Here is a 24,737-nt window from a genome sequence, read left to right on the forward strand (position 1 = left end):
GATGGAACAGGAAAGATAAAGATTCCTCTGTGTCCCTCTGCCCCTCTGCCCCTCTGCCCCTCTGCCCCTCTGCCCCTCTGCCCCTCTGCTCCCCTGCCCCTCTGCCCCCCTGCTCCCCTGCTCCCCATCTCCCCCTCTCCCTATCTTGGCCGGCCGAGAGTGGTGATGTAAAGGACGGCTTCATCAGCAGGAATGCCGAGAACTTCGTTAACGTGGTCGTCGAAAAAGCCACCGATACCGCTGACTCCTAAACGTAGGTGGATGGCTGCTAGATTCAATCTTTGCCCTAAATGGCCAGCGTCCAAATGCAGATAGCGGTACACGCGATCGCCATATTTTGCTACTGCTTTCTTCAAGTCGGCGGTATGAAACAGCACCACTCCTGCATCCCTCCCCAGTTCTTGCCCCAAACACAAAAAGTGTAACTCACGCCGAAAATTTTTAAACCGAATTTGTCGCAATTCTTGAGCTTTGGGAGCGTAATAGTAACAGCCATCTTCTAAACCTGTTACGCCAGAAACGGCGATAAATGTTTCAATTAAACTCAGGTCGAAATAATCGGGCGAACCGTCTAAACCTTGGTCGATATAGTGATGGGATTGATAAGTAAAATCTAGTAAAGCTAGAAGTTCGCCCAAATTCAATGTAGCACCTGTATAGGCACGGGTAGAACGCCGCTTAAAAATTGTACTTTCTAAGGATTCGAGGTTTGCACCCCAAGGTATGGATGGAGTGACGGCAGAAACTTTTGTGCAGAAAGGGAAGTTATATTTATCTTCTAGTTGCTCTTCACTTTCATCAGCTTTCCAACGATCGGTTCCCAAGGAATCGGAGTTAATCAGAGTAGCTTTGTGCAGCGATACCAGCAGTTGACCCTCTGGAATTTTCGGATAGTCTGTCTGGGTGGGCCCGGACAAGGCGGTTCGGAATCTAGGCAAGTTTTGTTCTATTTCTAGTAAATCAGCTAAGGCTGCGATCGCGATTGTTCCTTCTTGTTCCGAGTCAAGGTAAAGCAATTCATTCACCGCAGCATCGGCAAATCCGCCGATTAGGTGCGGCCGATAGTCATTCAGAGCACAGGCTAACTCGATATTGCCCAGTAGGTGGCCGCTATCCAAGTAAATTCGCCTGTAGGCCCGATCTTCGTAACGCCAAGCTGAACGGAAAAAAACTGCTGTAATTGCGATCGCGAGTTTTGTCTCCTCTAAAGCCGGATGCCAAAAACAAGCCCCTTGCAAAGCTGGCCAAACTTCGCTATTCCAAAAATGAACTAAAGAATGAGTCCTAACTTGATAGTTGTAAAGTCCCGCAGGTAACAATCCCGTACCGCGAGAAATTATATAAACCTCCGCAGGGTATAGCCCACCCGCAGAAGGGGCCGATCTCAAATAAAGCGGAGCTCCCCCCATTGTCGGTACTTTCGCCGTCAAACCGTAACTACAAAGCAGCAACCGAGACAATCGTTGCCACCATTTCACATCAGGATCGGTCGCTAACCCTTCCGATCGATCTCTGAGATATGGCTTTAAGTCAAAAGTTGCCCCAATTTTATATTCCTTAAAGGGAACTGGCTGTTGTTCCCAATCTAGTTGTTTATTTTTGGCCGCTATGGTTTGGGGGTCGTATTTCGTTCGCTCGTGGTAGTGTTGAGCAATAGACAAGGGAAGTTCTGGCATAGGTCAGTTGAGGAACAGTGTTAAATGAAAGTGTTATCGATCTTGGCATTGCCTGCTCGGAATATGTCGTGAAGTCAACTACAGGGAACGCGATTGGCAGTATATATAAGCCAACTAAATATCTTTCACTCTAGTCAATTATTACCTTAAAGTTAAGCCCCGCAGAGATGACAATCCTGCGGGGCTTTAGTGTTTAAATGGCTCGTGCCATTTTATCAATGGCAAATTTCCTTAACCAACTCCTTAAACAACATCCGCACAGCTTTAGCAACCAAACGCGATCGCACCAGTTTAATTGGTTGCTTCTGGGCCTTAGCCTCATCCATCATCTCCCCCAGCAGTTCCCCCACAAAGGACGGAACCCGGCTTTTCCGAACCTCAATCCGAGTAAACAGCCACTGCCAGAGAGCCTGGCGACACAAGCTCGAACCAGCCTTCTTAGACTTCTTCTTCTCATCACCCGACCACTCACGCACCGGTGCGGCCCCCAAAGCCTTCATAAACCGACGCTCGCTGAAGTAACGCTTCGTCGGCTTCTTACTATTCTTACCCTTGCGAATAATCACCTCCGGTCTGCCCTCAGCATTGAGGTAATTTTCCAAAGGGAAAATCTGACTGAGTAAAAGAAACTGCGTTCGCAACCCAAAACCAAAACTGGTAAACACCTTACGGTAAGGAAAAAACCGAGAATCGGACATCATCAACTTCGTTGCCTCCAATTCAATCAGCCGTTCCTGCAACTGCAAATCACACAGCATCTTCGCCGCAAACCTAGTTTCTTGAGTTATCCCAGTACCAACAGTTTGCAGATGGAGCTTATCATACTTAGCTGACTTCCTTTCACCAGCCATCCATCCCCACAACAGCGGCAAATTATCCCCGCTGCGTTTTGACTGCACGTTCATCACTTCCGGCATCTGCCACGCCAAATCTTGCCGCAGCCTGTTGATAATCGGTGATTGCACTCGGTTGTAATGCGCCAGTCTTAACGCCAGTTCTCGCAGCCGTGCTGTCTTCTGTTCTCGAATTTGAACGAACCGACGGGGAGAATCTTTGTAATCGAAATAGTAACAAGCCAGTGCCAAAGCATCAGCTTCATCATCCTTATCAGGCAAATCCAACTCCGACCGATAACTGGGAAGCTTGTTATTAGAAACTAGCCTTACTTCCACCCCGGCGCGGGCTAAGTGCGTCCCCCATAACCGAGCGTAATTTACCCCCGTCGGTTCCATGATTGCCACATCCGGCTTGAGTTCAAGCATCTGCTTAATCCCAGCCGCATCAGCCGATAGCGTCAAAAACTCAATGTCGTAATAAAGTTGTCGAGGTTCAGTCGGTTTCTCAGTTAATAAGCAAGCCACAACCGAGGACTTGCAAATATCAAGTCCCAAAACTCTGGGCATATTGATTGTCTCCAAACGAGGGTGTATAGCGCTGTTATCTCTGTAGCTAAAGCTTATGAATCACCCGAAGGCCGTAGCCTATTTCACTCTTAAAGCAGTGCATTTATAGCAACAGCCACAGAGGATTCCGCTCTGATTGCAGCAGTCGAGCCTATGAAAGATAAAAAGCCGAAGCTTGTTTCACTGTTAAGGCCCTAAACTGCTGCTAAATATGAGCGCTAGACCGAAGTCTAGGCGAAGGGTTTGCGCTACCCATCCGCGACCTTCCCTCAAGCACGAGAAAGTTTCGACTGTTACCTACACAGTCTCATCAGGCGGTTTTGGCTAATAATAAATCTTGCCAGGAAGCTGATTACTTGCTATCATAAAGTCAATATCTAACATTGCAGTTATCAAACAGCTTGGGGCAAAAGGAAAGCCGCTTTTGCCCCAATTTATTGCCTTAAAAGGCGTTTAAACTATCGGCGTTAGTCATAGTCGTCATCGGCAACGACTGATTTAACAAACTCTTCACCTTCAGGCGCAACGTTAAAGCTGCGGCATCCGGGTCTTCACCTTCATCTAAAAGAGCCGTCATTTCCAGGCGTTCGCTTTGATAATCGCCTAGAGTCTTAACCTTCTGAACTGTGATGGTTGTCACCTTCATCTTTTACCTCCTTTATTGTCGGGAAATTTTCAGTTAGAAAGCATTTCAACCGTTCCGGGTCAGAGTGCTTGAATAATTGAAAAGCACAAAGCAACATCGATTCTTGCAATTCTATTTGTGAGATTCCCTTCTCACGCGCAACCGTTTGTGCGAGGAGAACAAAAGCAATTGCCGCGATATTCCTTGTATCAAACTCATCGAATTTATCCAGAGAATCATAGCTTACTTGCATTTAGAGCCTCTATTGAAAGAAAGCGGTTACTTCCACAAGCAACCGCTCATGGTCATCATTTAGGTAATCATGAAAAAGACTAACCAGTTACATCGTTTGCATCACCTCCTTCAGGATGAATCCGGCATAAAGCCGGGTCTAGGGATGGGGATATAACTGGTGTGGTAACTCGTGCCATTACTGTCTGAAATTTCCCAGTTAATCTCAGCCTGTTCATGTTCCTTGACTAATGCTTCTGAGTCTGCTTTCCATGCTGCCTGTTTTTCAGGCGGTACAGGTGTGGGTTCAGCTTCGATTTCACCCAGTACATAGTCCGCCAATTCATCAATAACTTCTTGAACTGTGAGGTCTTTAGCCTCAGCTATTTTTTCAAGTTTGGCGTAAGTATCAGCTTTGACCTTGACTTGCTGAGGTTTAGTTTCAGGGGGAGTTTCGTCTAAAATTTCAGCAATGTGTTTGGCGGTGATTGGTTGGCCAGGTGGCGTGTTATCTAAAACGTCTTGCCACTTGTCATATAAGGGAGAATCCAACCCGAAAACGGGATTGAATTTTACTAGCGGTAATGCTTGAGCAACACAGTTGGGTAATTGTTCAAATCCAAGCGCTGCTAATCTCAGACAGACTTCAGCAGCCGAGATAATTTTGATGCAATAGTGAGCACTTTTTCTCAGAACTTTTAAGCAATATTCTTTGAAAGAGTTAAAGCCTTGCTTTTGATATAGCTTGTAGTATCGCATTTTATCTAAGAAGTATCCTACCTTGACATAGCTAAAAAATCCTACTTGAATTTCTCTATCTACATCTACATCTAGGTAATCTAGCTCAGACCAGTCCTCCTGTTCGGCTATTTGTAACTCATCTGCAATCATTTGCAGAGGGACAGATTTGTATCTGCCATTGTGCTTTAGGTAACTAAGATCCATAATTTATTCCTGTTTCTCTGGCTTCTTGTTAAGTAAAAGATATTCTTCGCTGTCATCTGTTAGCCAAAAAGTATTATCAGAAATGATTCTGTTTGCATCAAAACCCCAAGGTTCCTCAATTGTTTTACCTAATGGTCTGATGATTGGTTGTCCTTCATACTCGTAAATATCCGACAATTGGGATTTTTGAATGTCGGCACAGAAAGTATTCTTTTTACTTAATCGTAAAAATCCTACATTCATTCTGTCAGTCCAATCAACTACAAGCAAACGACCGATAAATCGCATGATTTTCTATTTCTCGTCAGCGATAATTTCAATTTGACAGAGGTTGAGGTCGCAGGTGTCTTTGAGATCATCAAGGATTTGATAAAGCTTTTGCAAGGCGTGAAAGTTGCCGGCACATTTAATAATCAAGTCGCTGGCGATTGATTCCAGGCTGTTGATTTCTTGGTTAACGGCTTCGGTAATTGGCGGGATCTGTCCGAGTTGGTAGGTGTAAATTTTCATGTTTTGTTCCTTTGGCTCCCAGTCCGAGCAGTAAAAATCAGATGAGGTTTCTCGGAAAAGGTCAACTTCTTCTCTGTATGAATACCGGGGGGTAATGTAAGCGTCAACGCCGCCGTAAGATTTGCAATATCCTTTATCCCAATCGCGGCAATTACTACAAGTTTTTTTCATGGTTGTTAGTTGCTAGTTGTTAACTGTTAACTGTTAACGGCTAATTGCTAATTGGAAGGAAGCGATCGCCCGTAGTATGACGATCGCACGTTAACTGATTGGGAGATAATTCATGTCTACCGGAAACGTGGCGGGTCACGCGCCACAGATAGAGGGATGTTCAAGCCGTCATTATTGATTTGCCAGCTTTCGCCGCAGCTTGGGCAGATCATCCAATCATCAAAGGTAATTCCTTCGGAAGTTACGAGGATTGCGTCGTTGCAGCCACATTGGGGGCAACAATCAACATCTTCATTCCCATCTTCATCTTGATCATCGTCGGAGGCTGGCGTAGGCGTGTTTATTGCATCCACAAACCAGTCTTCATTGCAGTCTTCGCATTCTATCCAATTGTGAAAAGTGTGGTTTCCAGTGGAAACGAATTTGATGTAATCGCTGCCACAGTGAGGGCAACATTTTTCTTCCAGTTCCTCAGTTTCCACAACTTCCAGCGGTGGAACTTCCATCACTTCGGAAGTGGCGATCGCTTCGGTCGGCTTCGCGATCGCATCCAGTTCCTCAGCTTCCAACTCTTCAACTTGCGCTGGGGGAAGTTTTTCGTGTCTCCATCCTTCGTGACCGCAGTCACGGCAATAGAAGTAATACTCGTTGGGGTCGTGGTAGTGGAAGCGTCGAAGGTCTGGGCTTCCACATTGAGAGCAATTTTCAGAATGTTCTGTCAGTTCTTCAGCTTGTGCCGGGGGAACTGGGGGAGTTGGAGGGGGAGTTGGGGGAGTCGGAGAGGGCTCATCTAAGTCATCGTCATCATCCAACATCTCTTGTGTGACGTGGGATGGCAGCTTCGTTAAGTTGAGTGCCGGGGAAAGTTCCGAAGTAATGGAACTGTCCTCACAGGCCAACAAAATCAGGTTTTTGGGTAAGAAACTGCGGGCGCGATCGCCACTAATTCCTACCCGCCCAGAGGGAAAAAACTTGGTGATGTGGCCGATCGCTTTCCCTGGATAGTGCTTGTGTGACCTCGGCAAGTCAATAAACTGCTTGTCTAACTGAATAACACACAACCACGCTGGAGCCAAAAGCTCTGGCGTTTTGTTCAACTAGGAGGAATTAATGACAACTAATGCAGGCACAGAAAAAGTGCGATCGCTACCCGTCCACTGGACTTGGCTCCAGTGTCCAGTGGACATCAAACCGATACTACAAAATGCAGCTTCATTGAGGGCGATCGCCACTTTCCCGCTGTCTCCTGGTGAAGCTGGTACGAAAGCCAAAACCCTTACCAATCAAAGGTTTTTGAAAATCGCCGCTTTGTAGTATCAGGTGATTCAAGCATCGAGGACAAATTATGGACAAAGGCATAGATAAGCAAGTACAGCTATTTTCCCAGGACTATGAAGATGGTGAAGAGATGGCGCAGCGCTACCTAAAAATCATCGACAGACCTGCCTACCTCACCCGCAAAGAATCATTCCACAAACGGGGTGGAACTCACAGCAAATCTAAAAAGACAGGCAGAAACGATGGGAGAACTCAAAGATTGGACGGGGGACGACATGACTCAATGGACTGAATACCGAGTGAACATGGCCGAAGAACTAGAGCAGCGCTGCATCGATCGCTGGGACGAGCTGTGGAAATTTAACGGCGGCCTCGAACCTAAATTCTGGTTTGGCGATCGCGTCAAGTTCCAAGAGCGATCTGTAGTGATTGTTGGTATGGAGTGGCTAGAGGACAAGTTTGCAGAAGAGGGAACGCTTGAGGATGGGTGGTGGTATCTCACTTTTGGCAAGAACGGAAGCTGGAGGATTCACGAAAGCAACTTACAAGTGATCGACACAGGAGAAGAACAATGCCAAGGTTTTTAGAAATTCGACTCATCGGATACCCCGACGACATAGAGGCATTCGTCAGGGCTCTCAGAGAGGCCAACATCCTCGGCTCAGACTCAGTTAACTATCCCACCAAAGACGGTGGCAAAGTCCGGCGTTACGTAGATGTCATCCTGCCCGGCACTAATTCATCCAGTGCGCGATCGCCCATCATGCAACTCACCGATGGCAAGTAAAACTGTACCCATTGGCCAACTCTCACTATTCGACACCTGTCAGTACGAGCGATCGCACTCGCACTACGACATTGAAGACGGGTACGAAGAGGATGACACTTGGCCGCCAAAACTTGTTAGCGAATCAACTTGGCCACCTGTTAGCGAATCAATTCCTCCACCAAACCCGATAGATGATTCGCTAACAAATGATTCGCTAACAACCCCTCAACCCTGTGGAGCCGTCAACAAGTACCACGCTGGCGGCAGTGCTCGCGGCGGTGGTGAGTATTGGCGGTTTTCTTACCGAGTCGGTAAACGAGTCAAGCACGTACACATACCCGGCGGGTGTGCCACGAGCACATTAGCATCGAACAGGGCGGATGAAGTGAGGGATGCGATCGCATCTGGAAGTTCCGCCGCACAAGTTTTAGAATTAATCCGTTCATGGACTAAAAAATGCCACTTTTCAACCTAAATCAAAACCAACAAGTCACCTTTCCTATCCCTATTTCCATCATTCTTGGCGGTACTGGTGCTAGCGATGCAGCCGGTGCTAGAGCGAATTTAGATCTAGAATATGCGGGGCGCATTGGAGCGCCTACAACTTATGGAAGTGTTTCTATTTTTGGATCAATTGGGGGCATTTCAGGAGTAAATTTTCCAGCCGCTCAAGGTAATCCTGTTTTCATGCAACACAACACATTCTTGATGAATGGAATGTGGAGCGCAACCATATCAAACCCTTCCGGGGGCTGGATGTGGAGCTACAGAGATGGTAAGTTTCAAGTAAATAGCCTCATTAGCGAGGCGGGGGAATATATTGCTTTGGATAAGAGCTTAGGCTCTCTTCCGGGTTATCCTGCCAATCGGTTTCCTGTTGTGAAATCGGACAATGCGAATCTCTACTTTTCGATAGGGGGAAACTATAGTTCCTACATTACGGCAGCAGGGACTTACGCTGCCATGAGCGATTTCAATAAAAAAGAAAATATTGAAGAAGTAGACTATCAAGATATTTTAGAAAAAGTAAAATACTTGCCAGTATGCAAATACAGCTTTAAGAATTCCGATTCTAGAATTAAGAGCATCGGCACTTTTGCCCAAGCTTTCTGGCTAGCATTTCAATTAGGTGGTGATTTGGCAATTTTGCAGGATGATTCACCCACTCAGCCTAATAAAATGCTTGCGCCTTCAGATATGGCGGGCGTGTGTTTAGCCGCAGTAAAAGGCTTACTAGAAAGAGTGGAGAAGCTAGAGGAAAAAACAGAAAGCCTTACAAATTAGCGATCGCACTCCGTCGCTGTTCCTCAGTCACATCAATATAGCGACTCAAAGAAGTCAAATCCTTGTGCCCCGTCAAACTCTGGATCACCTTAATATCCATCCCCGCCCGGTGCAGTTCAGTAATAAACCCGCGCCGGGGCGAGTACAAACTATAGCCCCCATGCTCTAACCCCGCCTTAACCAGAGCGCGGCGCAGCGACTTATCCAACGCCCTCACCGACAGCGGCTCCCCCTCATTGCAAAGACTCGCAAACAATACCCCCGACTTGGGCGGCCCATATCCCCGCAGTAACATCTCCAGTTCCCGGTGGCAGGGAACCTCTCGCGTCTGCCTGTCCTTCCTATTGCCCGAAGGAAAAATCAAAGTCTCTCGCGGTTGTCGCCGGTCGGGATTCAGATAAACGTGCTCGACAAGCATTTTGAGGATCGCCCCTGGACGCTCACCCGTGAACCAAGCCAAAGCCCAGAATAATTTATGAGCCTCATTGTGAAAATTGTCATAAATTACCTGAAAAGATTTTCGGTTCAGCGGCGTTGCCTGTCCACATCCTAAAAGCTTCATAGTTCCTGTTTTCTCCCACAGACGCGGCTAACGAGAACCGCCAATCTTTCTTCTTATAATAGCTCCCCTCAATCGCTTATTGGGCAATCATTACAGAAAACAAACAAGTTCCTCTTTTATCTAAAACAGGAACTTTCCCTGATAGTTAAAGCCCTTAGATAATATTAAATAAACTACCGCAGCGGGTCTATTTAATGACGGCTATTGTTGTCAACACTAACGGCACAATTAAAGGGGTTAATGCCTCCGGGGTAGCAACCCCAGGAGCGGCCACCTTGGGAGGGATGATTTATCAATTGGCAGCCTTGGCCATCATGGGCCAGAAAAATACAGCCATCAATCCCCAAGCACTTGACTATCTCTCTCTCACTGAGGACAGAGAAGCCACCATCTCAGGCGTGACCAACAACAATGGCGGCGTGGCCACCGTTGACTTTTCTCCCCCCTGTCAAACAGTGCCCTCCACATTTTCCCAAGCCACAACAATTGTTGTGCCTGATTACTTCACATCTCCCAGCATTGGCTACACGGCCGGGTCTGGTGGCAGTCCCACCTTTACCTCTGGGAATTGGGCAACAGACCTGTGTGATGCCATCCGTTTGATGAATTGGTTACAAATTCAAGCTGATAAAAACCCTTTAAATCTCACACTCGTAAGTAGCTGGCAGATTAGCAATGCTTCTGCCCTGGGAACCTTGCTCGACGCACAATTGCAAGCCAGCGTAGAAATTCCCTTGCAAGCTATTAACGACGGTCTGGGAGGGTGGCGTTACATCGGACTTTCGCCGCTGGGAGCACTGAGTTAATGGCAGACACAATGCTCAGGCCTGAAGCTACAAAGTCTTTTCAGTTGGAGCTGAATCAGGCAAATGGTTCCAGCATAGTTGAAATACTTAATTTCGCGACACTGAACGCGGCATTAACACCCCCCGCTGGTTATCTTGCCTCATCCTGCTCGGCCAACAGAATTATCACCCTACAAGCGCAATATATTCTCCCTTCAATTATTGGAATTGAACCCCCAAATATTTATGAAGAAGAGTCAGAAGCGGAGAAACAAGCGAAATTCAACGAGGCTCTTGCTAAGGCTCCCTCTAAAGGATTGGCTCTTTATGTAGACACTGGAAGCGGTTGGAAACAACGGAGCCAAATCCAGCTACAAAATCACGGAAAAACGAATATTGGTGCTTGGAGTTTCCGACCATTATTAAATCCCTTGCTTGATGATGGCACTGGCTTTTATGGGCCGGGGGATAAAATTGGGGCCTCAATAGTAAATGTGGGCAGCGGTACATTAGGGACTGCCGACAAAATCATTTTGATTGGTTCTACATTGACTATTCCCTCATTTGTTATTGATAATGGGGCGGTTCCATTCACAAATGCTGCTAACTTTGCCGCAACCGTTACTTCTTCTACTCCTGTTCAATGCCTACCTGCTCGTTCAACTCGGAAAGAACTCAGGTTAACTACGACTCAGGATGTATGGTTTCGATTCGGGTCTAGTAGTGCAGGGGTAGCCGCTAATACTTGCGCTAAGTTGGCCGCAGGGGGAGCGTTAACTTATGAAAATGGCCGACTTTCTTTTGAGGGTGAAAGAGGGGAATTGATTGCAAAATCCTATACTCAAGGATTTGCTTTATATGCCATTGCTGCAAGTGCCACTGCTGTAATTAGTGGTGAGGAATTTTGGTAATGGCCAGGATTCTTGACACCATTCTTAGTGTTGATAAAGGGCGAAAGCAATTTAAAAGCGCCACAGGTGGAATATCTAACGAAGGCGACGGAATTATAGGAATTTCTGTTAGTGTCCCAAAAGTTCCAGGAACATCAATCTATGGGGAAATTGATACCAAAGATATTAGCGCTAGCAGAGCTGGAATAAAAGGGGGAGAAGGCGGAGATGAATCAATCAGTATTGGTAGTGGGGGGTTGTCAATTGAAAGTTCTACAAGCTTAGGGATTGGTGGAAATACCAGCGTCAGTATTAATGTGGGTTCTGGTGGAGATGTTTCTGCTAGTGCGAATACCGGCATCTCAACACCATTCGGTGACTTTGATATTGATGTTGATGTGGTGAAAAATGGTTGCACAATCAGTGTCTCTCGCAACTTTTATAGTCCCATAAAATCTTTTACTTCCACTGAAACTTACACAGCTCCGGGGTGTAAGCCTAAACAGCCATCGCCATCGCCTACCGGCGGACAATCGCCAAATTTGCCGCCTATGGGTTGTCGGCAAGAATTAATTTACGCCTATCACCATATGACAGAGAGGACTTGGTATCCAGTCGATTCTCGATACCCTGGCTCACCTTCGATAATTTCAGAAGTAAGTATTGGCTTTTTTTCAGGGTTAGGTTTTGATGTATCCATTGCTATTAATGGGAATGGGACGGGCTACACCATTACATCGCAAGGAATTAATTATCCATTAAGCGTATATACAATGCGAACGGGATTCGGAGGTAATAGTTCTCAGCCTGTACCAGCGCCAGCTACCTATAAATGGAGTTCAACTCTTTTCGTACTTGTTGTAATCAACAATGGAGCGAATGGTTTTAGATCGGGATTTTCTATGTATGATGCTTTTGGGGAATATTGGAAAGACTTTAACCATCCTTATGCCACGCAAGTATTAGAAGGAAGGTACATTTGCAATACTGGTGTTCCCCTCCCATCACCTTCACCGACACCTAAACCTAATTGGAATTTACCACCTATGGCACAAGACAAATGTTGCAGAGAAACGGCTTCAATGCTAAGAAAAATCATGAAAGTCTTAGCAGTCGAAGACATCGAAAAAAATGGGATAAAAATCCCTAAAGAATTCCTGGCACCCGGAGGAACTGGACAACTAAAAGTTAGCAATTATGCAGAATTACAACTCAATCTATTTAGAACGGTTAACCGCTATGGAATTGATACTCCCATCAGAGTCAAAATCAAAGATGTTAACAAAGCCAAAAAAGGCGACCAAAGCGTTGATGTTCAATTTAATTCTCCGGCCGCCGCCATTCAAGCCTTGGTGGAATTGGCAATTGAAAATAAGGGGGATGCAGCTACTCGCCTACAGATTCAAGTTCGCCTAATCTATGCTGTCACCCGCACATTAAAGATGGTGGCAGGGATTGGCGAAACTGTCCGAGAAATCATCAAAATGTTAGGCAGTCCGTTCAAGTGGACAACCACTAGGTTGCCCTTAGAATTTGATTTGTCCGCAGGGTTAACTAATCAATCTAAATCAGGTGAAGGCTTTGGGGATAAGAAAAAGCAGCCACCTAAAAATGAATCAGAGGATGGGTTAGCCCCCGGTTTGGAGGTAAATGACGAGGATACAACGGAGTCATTATTACCTGCAATTTTGACTCCTTCTGATTATCCTTTACCCGTACCTCGGTTTGTGGAAACAGAGGATGATTTGCAGGATTTGTTGGTGAAAGCAATCTTATTGCTAGGGAGTAAAAAATAATGGTTTTGGAAATTGCAGCAGGAACTTACGCGACGGCTTTTGTTCGCGGGGAAGCTAATTTGAAATGGCTGGGTGAAATCTCCTCTCAAGCTGTCAATTGGATGAAGAATGCAGGGAAGGATATTTTAGCCCATCTCGAAAAAGTAAAGGGAGGGGCTATTGAGGTTTGGAATGCTATTTCTTCGGGCAATTGGGACTTATTTAAAAGTTGGTGGAATGGGGCCTCTACGGTGGAGAAAGGGGCGGGGGTGTTGCTGGCGGGTACTATTATTTACGTTGGTGGTTCGGCCATTGGAGGGATTGCGCGCGGGATTGGTGCTGTGCTGACCAGAATTGTGTCGGCTGCGACGGGTGCGGCTGCTAGGGTTGGGCCGGGGGGTAGAGCATTTCTCGGTGGAACTCTGGCGATGACGGCCCCTCAATTGATGTCAACTGTAGTACAAACTTCGGAAAAACTTTGGCACTTTGATTGGGCTCAAAGTGATAAATCTTTAATGAATGGAATCAAGAATGCAATTGAGGGTTTATATACTCCATTGGGGCAAGCGTTGGGGCGCTCTGTTGCTTCCGTTATCGTCGGCGCAAGCGTGAAAAATGTACCAAAAGTACGTATCAATATCCGTCAATTAGCTAACTTAATTGAGATACACGATGGCAATGAAAGCGTTAGAAATAGTCTTTTAGAAGCGGTGGCGAATATCTGGCAAGCGGTGAAATCCGCAGGGAAAAAGATACTTTTTAACATGACTTACATGAATGTTAGAAAGTTTGTAGCTAAGGGATTAGGGAAGGAAAACGATCCAGGTTGGGGGAAAGAGTCTCCTAATTTCACCTTTGCCTATAACGAAAAATGGGAAGAAACGGTAAAAACTGTCTTCCCTAATGAAAAGCTGGCAGAAGTGGTGATTGAAAGTTTTGAGGAATTTTTCGATACTATCGGAGAATTACTTACCGAAGAAGATGTCATTGCGGAGTTCATTTAATTATGGCAAAGAAACCATCGCTACAGAAGAAGGAAAGGCGGCCCAAGACCCCTGCTGAGGAGAAGCAGAACTTTAAAAAGGAGCTGGAAGATAGGATAAATAGTTACCAGGAAGTTGTAGAAACAGACGGCTTTCTGCAACGGCGAAATATCCGCACGGCGATGGGGGTTGGCAATTTGAAACAATGGGCGAACGAGTTTGAGTGGGGTTATGGTGGGACGGCCACAGAGCATCCTAAAAAGCCTGTCAATCCTCAATTGCCTTATGAGGAACTTCAAGAGGAAAGGCCAGTAATTAAGAAGGTGAATAAGGAGCAACCTCGCAAACTTAAACCAGTCGGCAAACGAGAGGAGAAAGGTAAAAAATGACACTTGAACCATTCCGGTTAGCCACTTACCGCAAGATGGCTGAGGAGGAAGCTAGTACGGTTGTTAATCAACAAAAACCAACCGATGAGCCGTTGCAGCGGCAACCTCTGTTTGATGTCTACGAGTTATTACTCAATCAATCCAATAAAGATGAGCGATTATTTCTTAGCGGCTCGGAGCCGTTCATCCCATTACAGGCATCTTTACTAAAGGCAACTGAATTAATAATTGATTGGCGGGTGAATTGGTCGGAGGGGAATTTTAAGAAGTGGGCTAAGGCTTTTGAAGATGGATTTGCGGAGTTTGTTACTGGTGTAAATCCAGAGCTAAAGAAGCTTTGGACTAAGCAACCTTGGCCGGGGATTGAGAAGGCAAATCGCCCTAAGATTGTTGAGATTAAGGTGCATGGCAATCGGAAAGTGCGGCCCGATTTTAAGGTGGTTCAATTCTTTGAAAATCGCCAGAATTTACAGGAGTGGAGGATTTTTAGCGGATCTTATTCTCAGATAGCTGGTCAGATTATCCACTGGTGGAATCAGAAGGCTGGCGAGGGTGTTAGTGGCGGGAAAAGCGATGTTATCAAGCGTTCTGGGCATCCAGAAGTTACGTTGTATTTCAGGCAAGAAAGCAATTTTGAGAAAGGCTTTCAACCAGTTAAAGGAGAAATCAGCTTTGATTTAATGGATCTAACAGATAATCCATTGATGACAGGCAAGGGGAAGTTTAAGTTAATAACAGAGAAAGATATTAACAATTTAGGTAAGAAAATAACCAGTATTTTTAGAACAAAACCACCTTATACCTGGTCAAAAGGCAAAAAGCAAATTGCTTATCACGATTGGGGCCGGGGGTACAATTTCCTCATCTATTGTTCCAGCCATGAGGAAGGGGAACGGCTAGCGAGTGCCGTCCTGGACATCCAGGGGCACAAGCTGGATGAAGCTTTCCTGAAGCAGGGGGCCGCCAAGAACCCAGGGGCGGCTTATCCAGCCCCCAAAGAGATAACGGTGTTGGGCCAAAAGCGCCGTACTCCCAGACTGAGGCCCAGCGCGGACGTGGTTTATCAGTACGCCAAGATTTACCTGCCTACCATCAAAGAGTCGAAAGTCATCGCCTAGCCTTGGCTATTTACTTTTAATTGTTCTAACCCTATAGGGTTCGATTTTCCGATTAAGCCTGAAACCTATAGCCATCAAGGGGTGTGGCGGCTAAGCTGAAAAGACACGCGATCGCAGGATTTTGACAATATGGGTAGATACAGCGATATTAATCGGGCTGAAGAGTTGCTAAAGGCTAAAGAGAAGCTTGACCTTTGGTTAAAAAAGGATCGGGCGGAGAAACAGGCAGCCTTTGCTGCAACGCAAACCGCAACGGGGAACAAGCGGAGTAATGTCGGACGAACTACCGCATGGATTCAACCGTTCGGCGCACCAGATAAGTTCTTTTATGAAACGTGGATTCCTGGCCCAGGCAGTGACCCAACACCAAAGCAAGAAAACGCAAATACTATCATCGCAAAGGTTGCTACTGCTGCCAGAGAACAAGGCAAAGCATTAATCGATGAACCAACTGGCGCAAACATTATTATCCAAAAAGCGAGAAAGATTCAATTTGCCAAAGTGAATTACTCGGAAGTAGGGGCGGCTGTTGCTGGCATTGTCTCTCGCATCACCGGGATTCCGTACAGTTACAACAAAACGGACAGCGTTAGCTCAAATTTTGGGCAAGCGGCGACTGGTGCAATTTCAGAGCAGGCGACGCAAGCTCTTTTAAGAACGGCGTTGCTTGGGGCCACTCCTACTGGAACTCAGCGGGTTTCATTCAAGCCGCAAGGTGATGTTTCAATCAGAGCCGCCGCGTCAGCATAACCTATCGCCATGACAAACTTTTTGCAATCTCCCAGTTCTGGGCTCTGGCTTCCCGGCTACGAGCAAACCCTCGACCAAAACATCAATCTTGTTGATGATGTTGTTGATTTGCTCATGGTTGATGTTGGCGGCGATTGTACTGATTCAGAGTTTGAGGGCATGATTCAGCTCAATCAAGCTGCCAGCGATTTTATTGACCAGAAAATCGACACGGGAACTTATGAAGACATCCTAGAGCATCATGGCATTGACCCTGAGTGGTGGATTGGTCGTGCTGAATGGCTTTTAAGTTATGAACTTGAGAGGGTTTAAATGGGGCTAATTTTAGACCTGCAAAATCCTAATAATTGGGAGTCGCGTTGGGATTTTAATATTCAGGCTTCTGGCCAGGTGTTTCGGTCCAATGGTGAGGCTCTGTCTTGGGACCCAATCCCCGAACAAACTTGTCCTTTGTTGCTACACAATCCATTTGTTGCTGTGTATTGTGAGTCAGCGACGAAGCGTAATAGTTGGCAATTTGGAGGCTATCTCGTTCAGAAGTTCCCGACAGGGTTAACTGTTGGTGGAAGTCCAAATGCTGTGACGAGTAATGGTAGGAAGGTATTTTTTAATCGCCTGCAATTACTGAGATTAAATGACTATACTGCTGATTACTCGTTAAGCTTTAAGCCTCCTTTTTGGCATCGGGATATTAAGCTGACGGTGTGGGAATATACGGCTGAAATTATCACAACGGTGGAAGCTGCGATTGAAGATATCAATGATGTTCAGATAGTCCAGAGCAGCAGGCTCCAAAGCATCGAAAGTAAGATTGATTTGCTGCTTTAGGCAGAAGGATTGTTGATGAAGCAAATTAAGGTGGTTTCGTGGTGTCAGAATCGGACGCTGCACTGGATTCTTTCGTCTTGGTTGACTTCTTTGCTGTATACGATTATTCAGCATTATGAGGCTGGTCGGCTAGATTACGGGACAATTCTTTATTGCCTGATTCAGACTACTATTTTGTATCAAACTGTGGTGGAGCGGTTGTTTGACACGGATGTGCTTTATTCTCCTAAAGGTGTGGCTGGATACAATAAAAGTCAGGCTGAGTCTCTGTTGAGGGCTAGTTTGCCGCCATTGGAGGATGATGAACCAACCAATAACTATGGATGATAAACCGATCTGTCGGCTGATTCAATGGGAGATAAAAGCGGCATCGTTGGCGCGATCGCACAGGGAGCCACCACCCGATCGGTTTGATGATGATGTTGCGCCCCCAGGTCTTCGCTATCCCTGATGCGATCGCCTGACTAAACTTCATGCAACCTCTGGGAGTTGAACCCAGCTCAGACGAATTATGAGTTCGTTGCCTTTCCGATCGGCCAAAGTTGCGATCGCCTGACTAAATTTTACTGGGGATTCACTGTACACTTTCTTTCATAAAATTAATACGGCTGAAACGATTGCTGAAGATTGCATTTTCCTTCTGCCCTTGTAGATAGATCGGAAAATTTTTCAGGATAATTGCTTTTTGCCCTTCTAAATAAGAAATTTTTTCAGTATAGCTGCCTTCTGCCTTCTACCTTCTACCTTACCGTCTCAAAAAAGAGGTGCGATCGGCAGTATATATAATAAGACTTACGCAGGGAGTCCCAGAAACCGGGTTTTTGAGATCGTATGTGGATCGTAACGAAGTATTTTGGTCAAAAAACTGCTGGTTGAGCGAAAGTCGAAACCCGGTTTTTTTGGTTGGGTGCGTAAGTTCTGTATAAGCTACGTAAATATCTCTCATTTTACAAATAAATCGGTTTTCGGACAAAATTACTGATTTTGTCCCGGTGGCTGAGCGTAACAGGAATTTACAAATCTAAAAAAAATATTAGAAAAAATGTGTTCTTTATTACACAAGCTTAACATAAAAATAAATGCGTAAGTATAAATACGCATAATATCAGTCATTAATTATTCTGATGGATTGGCAGCGATCGCTGTCGCCGGAAAAGAGGTACAAATGCAAAAGCTAAGCGCTGAGGAATTGCTGGCTCAGTATTCTGCGGGTAAGCGAGACTTTAACGCCGTTAATTTGAGTGAAGCTTACCTATTTGAAGCCAATTTACAAGAAATTAACTTTGAAGGTAGCGATTTGAGTCGTGCTTATTTACCTTATGCAAACTTGAGTCAAGCCAACTTGTATAAAACTCAGTTAACCGCAGCCCAATTGGGAGACGTTCAACTTTATCAAGCCAATTTATCGGGAGCAGATCTAGAAGGGAGCAATTTGTCAAGAGCTAATTTACGTCGTGCTAATTTGCAGGGTGCAAATCTCTCTCGTGCAAGTTTACAAGGCGCAGATTTGTACAATGCAGATCTCAGCGGTGCAGATTTAACCTATGCTGATTTGAGCAGAGTTAATTTAGAAAATGCCAAATTAACGGGAACTCAGTTAAAAGGATGTAATTTGTTTAAAGCGCGAAAGGTAGATCTTTCTAATGCGGAGTGCGATCGCACTACGATTATGCCCGATGGCTATTTAAACGATCGGTAGTTATTGATTGCTAAATCTGTAATTAAAGGTAGGTGATCGGAACCAATTTTGCGACCAGTCCTAATATTCAAAACTTGAATATCTTTGGTGATTAAACAGTGATCTATGGGAATGTATAACAGCGGTTTATTAGTTGGCCAGGTTGGTAAAATACCAAAACCAGATCGTGCATTTCGCAATCCCCCTGTCTTTACCATACTTTTGTAAAATGGCGACCACATCGTGACATTAAAATCTCCCACAACTACTACAGGATTTTTGATTTGTGCGGCATATTCACCAATAGCTGCTAACTGCTTATTTCTATCAATAAAACTCTTTTGTCTAGTGGGAACAGATGGATGAACAGCGAGAATAGAAATAATTTTACCTTGAACTCTTACATCTGTAGATACTACTTTTCTTCCCAATGAAAAAATTTTAAGTTCTCTATTTTCCAGCGGAAACTTACTGTATATTACCATGCCAAATTTCTCGGACTCTTGATTTCCGAAAGAATAAGGAAGTAAATCCTTTAAAACTGCTAACTCTTTTGCCCAAGTAGACCTGGTAACTTCTACAAAAACTGCAAGATCGGGGTTTTTCTTCCCTAACTAAAGATATAACATCTGCATAATGGCGATTTCCTGTCAAAACATTGCTTTGGAAAATCCGTAACTTTTGTCCTGAAATTTCTGCTGCAATTGCTGGTTGAGGAAAATACCAAGGCACGATTTCAGCCAGATTAACGAGTATACAGAAAATGCTAACAACTAACCATAACTTTTTTGTGCGCGTAAGTCCAAAAAAAATGCAGCAACTGAAACCCACAATTAGATATTGTACTCTCAAATGAGAGGTCAATTCAAAAAATCTATTGTTTTCTCCTAAGTAGCTAGAGACAGAAAATAGTGCCGAGAGAATTGCGGCAATAATGAAACTACTTGAAATTATGTGCTTGAACTGGGGTTGAGAGTAGATGCGATCGTGAGTAACAGTCCATTTTAGTTTAATTTTGAGGTCATCGGATAGTGGCAATTTCTCGATTTCTATTAGCAATTTTTCTAGTGGTTCCGACTGCTGCCGCTTTTGGTAAAATCTAATTAGCAAGCCATCTACAAGATAGCGGCTAAAATAACTAGCAGCTAACCCGAAAATAACCAATATACCTAAACCCATCAGCAAACCAAAAGGACTGCCGAGCTTTTGTAAAGAGTTCGCGATCGCAGCCTCACCTGTTTTACCCGTAGTCCTTGCTACTGTGAAGAGAAGCCAAGCAGGTAAGCCGATAGTAATTAATTTTCTAATTAGCTCATCCATTAATTTTATATTGCCATCTATATTGCTTGAAATTGCTGCATTAACCAAGCGCCGACTTGAGTTTGGTCTGCCTCGCGGCTGCGGTGCAAAGCTGCTTCTAATAAACTAATTGCTAATCCCGGAAAAACTAGAGATTCACTGATGCGACGACTCCCGCCATCCCCGACTGCAAACGCTCTCACTAATGCTCCTTGTACATCCACGACCCAATATTCTCTAACTGGTACTTCTTCATAAAGCAGGCGTTTATTACCTAAATCGTCAGATAGCGTACTGTCAGAAACTTCTATAGCTAAATCCGGCGGTGGATATTGATTTAAGTCTACAATTTTAGTGCCTCTGGGAATAGATTGAGCGCGCTCGCCAATATAATAAGCGATATCTGGCTGACACTCCCACAACCTTGCTTTGCGAAAGCTGCAACCAATCATCCCATTGACAGGAATGCGATTAAAAATGCAGTACAAGTTGACAGCAAAGTAAATAATCCCGTTGTCGCAAGAATGATCGTATCCAGTTCCCATAGCTTCAATCAGCATTTTGCTATTATAATAATAACCCTTAGCGCGTTCAAAAGCTGGATTATCAGCAGCCTCGATAAATTCATCCCAAGTTGCTGCCACCCAAGTATCTGTAGATAATTTTGTTTGTGTGTTTTTCATAGTTGACAATATTAAACAAATTTTTGAGGATCGTAAGCGAGCATTTGTCCAGAGTTAAGCCGGTGTAGATAGTCCTTCAGATCGGCAGCTACTTCATTGGATAGGAGATAACAAGCTATCAGGTTAGGGACTGCCATACTTAGCACCATCATATCAGCAAATTCAACGACAGCTCCCACACTGACAATAGCACTCAAAAATGTAAAGAAAACGTAGATACTGCGATAGATAATCAGAGTTGGTCTGCCAAAGATATAAATCCAGGCTTGTTGGCCGTAGTAACTCCAAGAAATTACAGTTGAAATCGCGAAAAGTATCACACAAATAGTTAAGAGTGTCGGGAACCAATCAGCAATGGTTCTGAAGGCTTCGGCAGTGATGGCAATACCTGATGTACCTTCTGGCACTGTAGCATAAACACCTGTAGAGACAATGGTAATTGCTGTCAGGTTGCAAACAACTATGGTGTCAATGAAAGGTTCAAGTAAACTAACAATTCCTTCCCGTAAGGGTTCATTGGTTTTAGCTGGTGCATGAGCGATCGCAGCGGTTCCTAGTCCAGCCTCATTAGAAAAGCAACTTCGCCGAATACCGATGACTATTGAACCGAAGATGCCACCGGTGACTGCCTGCAGGTCAAAAGCTGAACCGATGATTGTGGCGATCGCACCCGGAATCAGGCTGAAGTTATTAATCAGAATTGTCACGCAAGCAATGGTATAAATAATTGCCATAGCTGGAGTGAGTTTGTCTGTAATGGTGGCAATCCTAGTAATGCCACCAATGAGTACAAAGCCGATGACAGTGGCAAAGATAATGCCAAATAACCAGTTAGGAAACTCTGGTATAATGTGTGCAACAGCGGCATAGGTTTGATTTGATTGGAAGAGAGTAGTTGAAAAGCTCGCAGGAATTAGTAAGATGGCAAAGGTATAAGACAAAATTTGTCCTAGTGAAGCCATTCCTCTGTCAGCAAAACCTTTTTTGATATAGTACATCGGCCCGCCTTCAACTGTTCCATCGGCTTCTATGACGCGATATTTATTTGCTAGTCCGCATTCTACAAATTTGGAAGTCATGCCGAGAAATCCTGCTAATGTCATCCAGAAGGATGCACCAGGGCCGCCAAGTTGAATTGCGATCGCTACTCCTGCAATATTTCCTAATCCTACTGTTCCCGATATAGCAGTTGCTAGGGCCTGAAAGTGAGATACTTCACCTTCCTCGTTAGGATCGTCGTATTTACCTATTACTACGTCAATTGCGTGTTTAAATAGTCGAATATTGGGGAAACCCAGGCGGATCGTAAAAAACGTGGCTGCACAAATCAGCCACAAGATAATCAGAGGAAAACCATTTTCGCCCCCAATTTTAAAAAAGATAACGAGAGATAATTGATGGACGAGCTGATTGAATACACTATCGACGATCTCAAGGATGGCACTCAATGATTGTGCATATTCAGTGAATATTTTTGTGGATAAGGACATTGGTAATAAGGAAGAAGGAAGAAGGAAGAAGGAAGAAGGAAAAAGAAAGAAGGGAGAAGATTATTGGGGTTGAGTTAATGTCAAAACCTTAGTCTGTCAGGGGTTAAAACCCCTGCCTCAAAGTTTAAGTCCTCTAAAGAGGATTAATGAGTTTTTCAGTCCACTAAATGAGGACTTTGGCTATAAGAGGGGGGTTTTAACTCCCGCATCTCTAGAACATCCCTAGAACTAGGTTATAACAAAAAATTTTCAGAAATTTAATTTTCTGTAACTTTAGATACAAATAACTAAATTTCAGAAATTTGATTGTTTGTAACTTTAGATACAAACAACCTTTAAGCAGACCTGTAGTTTACATTGTATGCAGTATACACCCACCGCAAATCCAGGAGGAGCGATCGCGCCATTGACATGAAAATCAAAGTCATAAATCCCAATACGACGGCTAGCATGACCCGAAAAATCGGGATTGCAGCTCAAGCAGCAGCCAACTCCAGCACAGAAATTATTGCTTGCAATCCTGTCATGGGGCCTGCTTCCATCGAGGGGCATTATGATGAAGCCCTCAGCGCGATAGGGATTTTAGATGAAATCCGTAAAGGAGAAGCAGAGGGTATTGATGGTTATGCGATCGCTTGCTTTGGCGATCCAGGTTTGTTAGCGGCTCGCGAATTGGCACGAGGCCCCGTTTTAGGCATAGCAGAAGCGGCGATGCACGCTGCTAGTTTCATTGCCACAGGATTTTCAATTGTGACAACTTTGAACCGCACGCGGATCATTGCCAAACAATTAGTAGAAAACTACGGCATGACTCGCTTTTGCCAAGGAATTCGCGGTACTGAATTATCAGTCCTTGAACTAGAAAAATCAGGCTCTCAAGCTCAAAAAATAATTACAGAAGAGTGTCGAAAAGCTCTCATTGAAGATAGTTCTGGGGCAATTATTTTGGGATGTGCTGGTATGACTGATTTAGTTCGCCAAATTAGTCAAGACATCGATGCACCTGTTATCGATGGTGTCAGTGCTGCGGTTAAGTTTGTAGAAGTCCTGATTAGTTTAGGTTTGGGTACGAGTAAAGTAGGTGATTTAGCCTATCCGCTCGCCAAATCTTATACAGGAATGCTCTCGAATTTTGCTCCCAAATCTTAGAAAAACGATGAATGTTTAAAATTTACAAAGAAAGTGGCTATTGGTATCTTTGATAACTTTTTTCTAGTAATTCATCGCCTAGTGTTATGCAGCATATAAGTTATTTCTTCCACCATTGTCAACAATCTGTAGGGGTCGGTTTACCAATAGGTTTAATTAAAGTACAGACAGGTTAAATAAACCCGCTCCCACCTGATGAGAATGGTGCCAGACATCAAATACAACCTACTTTTTGACGGAGAGGGTGTCATGAATATCGGAACCGAACAAGCCAGAAAAAGCGAAATTAGCAATGGGAATAGCGCGATCGCGCAAGAATTAGCCTCCAGCGCTCAGGGAGTAAGCTTGCGATCGCTCAGAAAAGAATACGGCTCATTTGTCGCGATCGAGAACCTCAATTTAGAGATTCCCGCAGGTTACTACTGCTGTCTATTAGGCCCTAGCGGTTGCGGCAAAACCACCACCCTGCGGATGATAGCTGGACACGAAGATACTACCAGTGGCGAAGTATTAATAGGCGATCGGCGCGTCAACCACCTGCCACCCGCCAAACGCGATACTGCCATGATGTTCCAAAATTACGCCCTCTTTCCCCACAAAACCGTCTGGGAAAACGTAGAATTCGGCTTAAAAATGCGGAATGTACCGCAACCAGAAAGGCGCGATCGCGTCGGAGAAATGCTCGAATTAATCGGATTAAGCCATCTTGGAGAACGCAAACCAGCTCAATTAAGCGGCGGACAACAACAGCGAGTCGCACTAGCCAGAGCATTAGCAACCCGTCCCAAAGTTCTCCTCCTCGATGAACCTTTAAGCGCCTTAGATGAAACCCTCCGCCTGCGAATGCGAAGCGAACTACGCCGGATTCAAAAACAGTTTGGCATGACATTTATCCAAGTAACGCACGGCGTTGATGAAGCATTTTCCCTCTCCGATGAAATCGTAGTAATGAATCAAGGTCACATCGAACAGGTAGCCAGTCCTGCGGATATGTTCCGCACTCCTGCTTCCCAATTCGTTGCCAAATTTATGGGCGATAATAACCTATTTACAGGTAAAGTATTGCACTGCGTTCCAGAAAGTAATGGCAAAGAATTGGTGGAACTCAATATCGAAGGATTGGGTTCTATATTTTGCATAGGTCAGGGAGTACCACCATTAGGAAGTCAAGCCGCTTGTTCAGTACGAGCCGACTTGCTAAAATTAGAACCATTTTCATCAACACCTCCTCCCCAACCTTCTCCCTACGCTAATCACATTGATGCTCGGATTACTGCCGTTGAACTCACAGGTTATGTAACGCGCGTTTCCTTAATGACAGAAAAAACAGGTCAAGAAATCCTGTACAAAATTGCCACCGATGAATGGGCGAATAATTCCTTACAAGAAGGGCAAATGATTACTCTGCGATGGTCAGCAGAAGATTGCGTTTTTCTGCCTCATTAAGTTATCTTTCCAGCCAAATC

General features: G+C 44.8%; 32 protein-coding genes, 1 tRNA gene and 1 pseudogene. 20 read left to right on the plus strand and 14 right to left on the minus strand.

The window, feature by feature from the left end; genetic code table 11:
• Positions 1-140 precede the first annotated feature (140 nt).
• The 8 genes from OSCIL6407_RS0116305 to OSCIL6407_RS0116340 form a co-directional block, all read right to left on the minus strand.
• The gene (locus OSCIL6407_RS0116305; RefSeq protein ID WP_007358157.1) at positions 141-1,676 is read right to left on the minus strand and encodes a SagB/ThcOx family dehydrogenase; all 1,536 of its coding nucleotides are present in this window, start codon (positions 1,674-1,676) and stop codon (positions 141-143) included.
• Between the two features lie 215 nt (positions 1,677-1,891).
• On the minus strand, positions 1,892-3,079 hold the full coding sequence (locus OSCIL6407_RS0116310; RefSeq protein WP_019487433.1) for an IS110 family transposase: 1,188 nt from the start codon (positions 3,077-3,079) through the stop codon (positions 1,892-1,894).
• 442 nt (positions 3,080-3,521) lie between these two features.
• Complete coding sequence (locus OSCIL6407_RS0116315) at positions 3,522-3,725, minus strand: hypothetical protein (RefSeq protein WP_019487434.1); 204 nt, start codon at positions 3,723-3,725, stop codon at positions 3,522-3,524.
• On the minus strand, positions 3,691-3,957 hold the full coding sequence (locus OSCIL6407_RS0116320) for a hypothetical protein (protein ID WP_019487435.1): 267 nt from the start codon (positions 3,955-3,957) through the stop codon (positions 3,691-3,693). The genes OSCIL6407_RS0116315 and OSCIL6407_RS0116320 overlap by 35 nt, the downstream gene beginning before the upstream one ends.
• Positions 3,958-4,067: 110 nt before the next feature.
• Positions 4,068-4,880 carry a hypothetical protein gene (locus OSCIL6407_RS0116325; protein WP_019487436.1) on the minus strand — a complete coding sequence of 271 codons (813 nt, stop codon included), beginning with the start codon at positions 4,878-4,880 and terminating at the stop codon, positions 4,068-4,070.
• 3 nt (positions 4,881-4,883) lie between these two features.
• Positions 4,884-5,168, minus strand: a complete 285-nt coding sequence (locus tag OSCIL6407_RS0116330) for a hypothetical protein (RefSeq protein WP_019487437.1) — start codon at positions 5,166-5,168, stop codon at positions 4,884-4,886.
• A 6-nt stretch (positions 5,169-5,174) separates the two neighbouring features.
• Positions 5,175-5,561: a hypothetical protein gene (locus OSCIL6407_RS0116335; RefSeq protein WP_019487438.1), complete on the minus strand. Its 387-nt coding sequence runs from the start codon at positions 5,559-5,561 to the stop codon at positions 5,175-5,177.
• Positions 5,562-5,677: 116 nt separating this feature from the next.
• Positions 5,678-6,637 (minus strand): hypothetical protein, encoded by a 960-nt coding sequence (locus tag OSCIL6407_RS0116340; RefSeq protein WP_019487439.1) that lies wholly within the window; start codon positions 6,635-6,637, stop codon positions 5,678-5,680.
• Between the two features lie 34 nt (positions 6,638-6,671).
• Here OSCIL6407_RS0116340 and OSCIL6407_RS0116345 point away from each other — a divergent pair, with 34 nt between their 5' ends.
• The 6 genes from OSCIL6407_RS0116345 to OSCIL6407_RS0116370 are packed head-to-tail and all read left to right on the plus strand — an operon-like array spanning position 6,672 to position 8,892.
• Positions 6,672-6,875: a hypothetical protein gene (locus tag OSCIL6407_RS0116345; protein ID WP_019487440.1), complete on the plus strand. Its 204-nt coding sequence runs from the start codon at positions 6,672-6,674 to the stop codon at positions 6,873-6,875.
• A 31-nt stretch (positions 6,876-6,906) separates the two neighbouring features.
• Positions 6,907-7,131, plus strand: coding sequence for a hypothetical protein (locus OSCIL6407_RS0116350; RefSeq protein ID WP_019487441.1), 225 nt, complete (start codon positions 6,907-6,909; stop codon positions 7,129-7,131).
• The gene (locus OSCIL6407_RS0116355) at positions 7,082-7,426 is read left to right on the plus strand and encodes a hypothetical protein (RefSeq protein ID WP_148288869.1); all 345 of its coding nucleotides are present in this window, start codon (positions 7,082-7,084) and stop codon (positions 7,424-7,426) included. The genes OSCIL6407_RS0116350 and OSCIL6407_RS0116355 overlap by 50 nt, the downstream gene beginning before the upstream one ends.
• The gene (locus tag OSCIL6407_RS0116360) at positions 7,411-7,626 is read left to right on the plus strand and encodes a hypothetical protein (RefSeq protein WP_019487443.1); all 216 of its coding nucleotides are present in this window, start codon (positions 7,411-7,413) and stop codon (positions 7,624-7,626) included. The genes OSCIL6407_RS0116355 and OSCIL6407_RS0116360 overlap by 16 nt, the downstream gene beginning before the upstream one ends.
• On the plus strand, positions 7,616-8,083 hold the full coding sequence (locus OSCIL6407_RS0116365) for a hypothetical protein (RefSeq protein WP_019487444.1): 468 nt from the start codon (positions 7,616-7,618) through the stop codon (positions 8,081-8,083). Before OSCIL6407_RS0116360 ends, OSCIL6407_RS0116365 begins: the two co-directional genes overlap by 11 nt.
• On the plus strand, positions 8,065-8,892 hold the full coding sequence (locus tag OSCIL6407_RS0116370; protein ID WP_019487445.1) for a tail fiber domain-containing protein: 828 nt from the start codon (positions 8,065-8,067) through the stop codon (positions 8,890-8,892). Before OSCIL6407_RS0116365 ends, OSCIL6407_RS0116370 begins: the two co-directional genes overlap by 19 nt.
• Here the strand turns inward: OSCIL6407_RS0116370 and OSCIL6407_RS0116375 are convergent.
• Positions 8,882-9,454 carry a tyrosine-type recombinase/integrase gene (locus tag OSCIL6407_RS0116375; RefSeq protein WP_019487446.1) on the minus strand — a complete coding sequence of 191 codons (573 nt, stop codon included), beginning with the start codon at positions 9,452-9,454 and terminating at the stop codon, positions 8,882-8,884. The genes OSCIL6407_RS0116370 and OSCIL6407_RS0116375 overlap by 11 nt on opposite strands.
• 194 nt (positions 9,455-9,648) lie before the next feature.
• Between OSCIL6407_RS0116375 and OSCIL6407_RS0116380 the strand changes: the two genes are divergently transcribed.
• The 11 genes from OSCIL6407_RS0116380 to OSCIL6407_RS37830 all read left to right on the plus strand — a co-directional run bounded on the left by OSCIL6407_RS0116380 (position 9,649) and on the right by OSCIL6407_RS37830 (position 17,423).
• Complete coding sequence (locus OSCIL6407_RS0116380; protein ID WP_019487447.1) at positions 9,649-10,260, plus strand: hypothetical protein; 612 nt, start codon at positions 9,649-9,651, stop codon at positions 10,258-10,260.
• A complete protein-coding gene (locus OSCIL6407_RS0116385) occupies positions 10,260-11,150 on the plus strand; it encodes a hypothetical protein (RefSeq protein WP_019487448.1) in 891 nt (296 codons plus the stop codon). The genes OSCIL6407_RS0116380 and OSCIL6407_RS0116385 overlap by 1 nt, the downstream gene beginning before the upstream one ends.
• A complete protein-coding gene (locus tag OSCIL6407_RS0116390) occupies positions 11,150-12,925 on the plus strand; it encodes a hypothetical protein (RefSeq protein ID WP_019487449.1) in 1,776 nt (591 codons plus the stop codon). Before OSCIL6407_RS0116385 ends, OSCIL6407_RS0116390 begins: the two co-directional genes overlap by 1 nt.
• Positions 12,925-13,908: a hypothetical protein gene (locus OSCIL6407_RS0116395; protein ID WP_019487450.1), complete on the plus strand. Its 984-nt coding sequence runs from the start codon at positions 12,925-12,927 to the stop codon at positions 13,906-13,908. Before OSCIL6407_RS0116390 ends, OSCIL6407_RS0116395 begins: the two co-directional genes overlap by 1 nt.
• Positions 13,909-13,910: 2 nt before the next feature.
• Entirely contained in the window at positions 13,911-14,276 is a 366-nt protein-coding gene (locus OSCIL6407_RS0116400) for a hypothetical protein (protein ID WP_019487451.1), read from the plus strand.
• A complete protein-coding gene (locus tag OSCIL6407_RS0116405; RefSeq protein ID WP_019487452.1) occupies positions 14,273-15,394 on the plus strand; it encodes a hypothetical protein in 1,122 nt (373 codons plus the stop codon). Before OSCIL6407_RS0116400 ends, OSCIL6407_RS0116405 begins: the two co-directional genes overlap by 4 nt.
• Before the next feature lie 129 nt (positions 15,395-15,523).
• Positions 15,524-16,144 carry a hypothetical protein gene (locus tag OSCIL6407_RS0116410; protein ID WP_019487453.1) on the plus strand — a complete coding sequence of 207 codons (621 nt, stop codon included), beginning with the start codon at positions 15,524-15,526 and terminating at the stop codon, positions 16,142-16,144.
• A gap of 9 nt (positions 16,145-16,153) precedes the next feature.
• The gene (locus tag OSCIL6407_RS0116415; protein WP_019487454.1) at positions 16,154-16,456 is read left to right on the plus strand and encodes a hypothetical protein; all 303 of its coding nucleotides are present in this window, start codon (positions 16,154-16,156) and stop codon (positions 16,454-16,456) included.
• Positions 16,457-16,972 carry a hypothetical protein gene (locus OSCIL6407_RS0116420; RefSeq protein ID WP_019487455.1) on the plus strand — a complete coding sequence of 172 codons (516 nt, stop codon included), beginning with the start codon at positions 16,457-16,459 and terminating at the stop codon, positions 16,970-16,972.
• Positions 16,973-16,987: 15 nt separating this feature from the next.
• Positions 16,988-17,299, plus strand: coding sequence for a hypothetical protein (locus tag OSCIL6407_RS0116425; protein ID WP_019487456.1), 312 nt, complete (start codon positions 16,988-16,990; stop codon positions 17,297-17,299).
• Positions 17,292-17,423 (plus strand): hypothetical protein, encoded by a 132-nt coding sequence (locus tag OSCIL6407_RS37830; protein ID WP_267879544.1) that lies wholly within the window; start codon positions 17,292-17,294, stop codon positions 17,421-17,423. The genes OSCIL6407_RS0116425 and OSCIL6407_RS37830 overlap by 8 nt, the downstream gene beginning before the upstream one ends.
• 23 nt (positions 17,424-17,446) lie before the next feature.
• Here OSCIL6407_RS37830 and OSCIL6407_RS0116430 read toward each other — a convergent pair.
• Positions 17,447-17,518, minus strand: a tRNA-Ile gene (locus OSCIL6407_RS0116430).
• A 619-nt stretch (positions 17,519-18,137) separates the two neighbouring features.
• Here OSCIL6407_RS0116430 and OSCIL6407_RS0116435 point away from each other — a divergent pair.
• Positions 18,138-18,671, plus strand: coding sequence for a pentapeptide repeat-containing protein (locus tag OSCIL6407_RS0116435; RefSeq protein ID WP_019487457.1), 534 nt, complete (start codon positions 18,138-18,140; stop codon positions 18,669-18,671).
• Here OSCIL6407_RS0116435 and OSCIL6407_RS37125 read toward each other — a convergent pair.
• The 4 genes and pseudogenes from OSCIL6407_RS37125 to OSCIL6407_RS30815 form a co-directional block, all read right to left on the minus strand.
• A pseudogene (locus tag OSCIL6407_RS37125) lies at positions 18,653-19,201 on the minus strand (endonuclease/exonuclease/phosphatase family protein); the annotation flags it as partial. The gene OSCIL6407_RS0116435 and the pseudogene OSCIL6407_RS37125 sit on opposite strands and share 19 nt — an antisense overlap.
• Entirely contained in the window at positions 19,119-19,970 is an 852-nt protein-coding gene (locus OSCIL6407_RS37130; protein ID WP_007353271.1) for a hypothetical protein, read from the minus strand. The gene OSCIL6407_RS37130 and the pseudogene OSCIL6407_RS37125, both read right to left, overlap by 83 nt.
• 17 nt (positions 19,971-19,987) lie before the next feature.
• On the minus strand, positions 19,988-20,632 hold the full coding sequence (locus OSCIL6407_RS0116450; protein WP_007353272.1) for a Uma2 family endonuclease: 645 nt from the start codon (positions 20,630-20,632) through the stop codon (positions 19,988-19,990).
• A gap of 11 nt (positions 20,633-20,643) precedes the next feature.
• On the minus strand, positions 20,644-22,122 hold the full coding sequence (locus OSCIL6407_RS30815; RefSeq protein ID WP_007353273.1) for an alanine/glycine:cation symporter family protein: 1,479 nt from the start codon (positions 22,120-22,122) through the stop codon (positions 20,644-20,646).
• A 357-nt stretch (positions 22,123-22,479) separates the two neighbouring features.
• Between OSCIL6407_RS30815 and OSCIL6407_RS0116460 the strand changes: the two genes are divergently transcribed.
• Both OSCIL6407_RS0116460 and OSCIL6407_RS0116465 read left to right on the plus strand, forming a co-directional pair.
• Positions 22,480-23,271, plus strand: coding sequence for an aspartate/glutamate racemase family protein (locus tag OSCIL6407_RS0116460; protein WP_324603611.1), 792 nt, complete (start codon positions 22,480-22,482; stop codon positions 23,269-23,271).
• 249 nt (positions 23,272-23,520) lie between these two features.
• Positions 23,521-24,717: an ABC transporter ATP-binding protein gene (locus tag OSCIL6407_RS0116465; RefSeq protein ID WP_234708819.1), complete on the plus strand. Its 1,197-nt coding sequence runs from the start codon at positions 23,521-23,523 to the stop codon at positions 24,715-24,717.
• The last annotated feature ends 20 nt before the right edge of the window (positions 24,718-24,737 follow it).

Source organism: Kamptonema formosum PCC 6407 (assembly GCF_000332155.1).
Lineage (GTDB): Bacteria > Cyanobacteriota > Cyanobacteriia > Cyanobacteriales > Microcoleaceae > Kamptonema > Kamptonema formosum.

Bases quoted from the DNA above. Each gene is read 5' to 3' on its own strand.
- OSCIL6407_RS0116380 (WP_019487447.1), top strand. From the start codon at position 9,649: ATGACGGCTATTGTTGTCAACACTAACGGCACAATTAAAGGGGTTAAT.
- OSCIL6407_RS0116405 (WP_019487452.1), top strand. From the start codon at position 14,273: ATGACACTTGAACCATTCCGGTTAGCCACTTACCGCAAGATGGCTGAG.
- OSCIL6407_RS0116310 (WP_019487433.1), bottom strand. From the start codon at position 3,079: ATGCCCAGAGTTTTGGGACTTGATATTTGCAAGTCCTCGGTTGTGGCT.
- OSCIL6407_RS0116425 (WP_019487456.1), top strand. From the start codon at position 16,988: ATGAAGCAAATTAAGGTGGTTTCGTGGTGTCAGAATCGGACGCTGCAC.
- OSCIL6407_RS0116325 (WP_019487436.1), bottom strand. From the start codon at position 4,880: ATGGATCTTAGTTACCTAAAGCACAATGGCAGATACAAATCTGTCCCT.
- OSCIL6407_RS0116355 (WP_148288869.1), top strand. From the start codon at position 7,082: ATGGGAGAACTCAAAGATTGGACGGGGGACGACATGACTCAATGGACT.
- OSCIL6407_RS0116330 (WP_019487437.1), bottom strand. From the start codon at position 5,168: ATGCGATTTATCGGTCGTTTGCTTGTAGTTGATTGGACTGACAGAATG.
- OSCIL6407_RS0116375 (WP_019487446.1), bottom strand. From the start codon at position 9,454: ATGAAGCTTTTAGGATGTGGACAGGCAACGCCGCTGAACCGAAAATCT.
- OSCIL6407_RS0116305 (WP_007358157.1), bottom strand. From the start codon at position 1,676: ATGCCAGAACTTCCCTTGTCTATTGCTCAACACTACCACGAGCGAACG.
- OSCIL6407_RS0116435 (WP_019487457.1), top strand. From the start codon at position 18,138: ATGCAAAAGCTAAGCGCTGAGGAATTGCTGGCTCAGTATTCTGCGGGT.
- OSCIL6407_RS0116370 (WP_019487445.1), top strand. From the start codon at position 8,065: ATGCCACTTTTCAACCTAAATCAAAACCAACAAGTCACCTTTCCTATC.
- OSCIL6407_RS37830 (WP_267879544.1), top strand. From the start codon at position 17,292: ATGGATGATAAACCGATCTGTCGGCTGATTCAATGGGAGATAAAAGCG.
- OSCIL6407_RS0116320 (WP_019487435.1), bottom strand. From the start codon at position 3,957: ATGCAAGTAAGCTATGATTCTCTGGATAAATTCGATGAGTTTGATACA.
- OSCIL6407_RS0116365 (WP_019487444.1), top strand. From the start codon at position 7,616: ATGGCAAGTAAAACTGTACCCATTGGCCAACTCTCACTATTCGACACC.
- OSCIL6407_RS0116420 (WP_019487455.1), top strand. From the start codon at position 16,457: ATGGGGCTAATTTTAGACCTGCAAAATCCTAATAATTGGGAGTCGCGT.
- OSCIL6407_RS0116360 (WP_019487443.1), top strand. From the start codon at position 7,411: ATGCCAAGGTTTTTAGAAATTCGACTCATCGGATACCCCGACGACATA.
- OSCIL6407_RS0116315 (WP_019487434.1), bottom strand. From the start codon at position 3,725: ATGAAGGTGACAACCATCACAGTTCAGAAGGTTAAGACTCTAGGCGAT.
- OSCIL6407_RS30815 (WP_007353273.1), bottom strand. From the start codon at position 22,122: ATGTCCTTATCCACAAAAATATTCACTGAATATGCACAATCATTGAGT.
- OSCIL6407_RS0116350 (WP_019487441.1), top strand. From the start codon at position 6,907: ATGGACAAAGGCATAGATAAGCAAGTACAGCTATTTTCCCAGGACTAT.
- OSCIL6407_RS0116400 (WP_019487451.1), top strand. From the start codon at position 13,911: ATGGCAAAGAAACCATCGCTACAGAAGAAGGAAAGGCGGCCCAAGACC.
- OSCIL6407_RS0116390 (WP_019487449.1), top strand. From the start codon at position 11,150: ATGGCCAGGATTCTTGACACCATTCTTAGTGTTGATAAAGGGCGAAAG.
- OSCIL6407_RS0116385 (WP_019487448.1), top strand. From the start codon at position 10,260: ATGGCAGACACAATGCTCAGGCCTGAAGCTACAAAGTCTTTTCAGTTG.
- OSCIL6407_RS0116345 (WP_019487440.1), top strand. From the start codon at position 6,672: ATGACAACTAATGCAGGCACAGAAAAAGTGCGATCGCTACCCGTCCAC.
- OSCIL6407_RS0116410 (WP_019487453.1), top strand. From the start codon at position 15,524: ATGGGTAGATACAGCGATATTAATCGGGCTGAAGAGTTGCTAAAGGCT.
- OSCIL6407_RS0116335 (WP_019487438.1), bottom strand. From the start codon at position 5,561: ATGAAAAAAACTTGTAGTAATTGCCGCGATTGGGATAAAGGATATTGC.
- OSCIL6407_RS0116395 (WP_019487450.1), top strand. From the start codon at position 12,925: ATGGTTTTGGAAATTGCAGCAGGAACTTACGCGACGGCTTTTGTTCGC.
- OSCIL6407_RS0116450 (WP_007353272.1), bottom strand. From the start codon at position 20,632: ATGAAAAACACACAAACAAAATTATCTACAGATACTTGGGTGGCAGCA.
- OSCIL6407_RS0116415 (WP_019487454.1), top strand. From the start codon at position 16,154: ATGACAAACTTTTTGCAATCTCCCAGTTCTGGGCTCTGGCTTCCCGGC.
- OSCIL6407_RS37130 (WP_007353271.1), bottom strand. From the start codon at position 19,970: ATGGATGAGCTAATTAGAAAATTAATTACTATCGGCTTACCTGCTTGG.
- OSCIL6407_RS0116465 (WP_234708819.1), top strand. From the start codon at position 23,521: ATGAATATCGGAACCGAACAAGCCAGAAAAAGCGAAATTAGCAATGGG.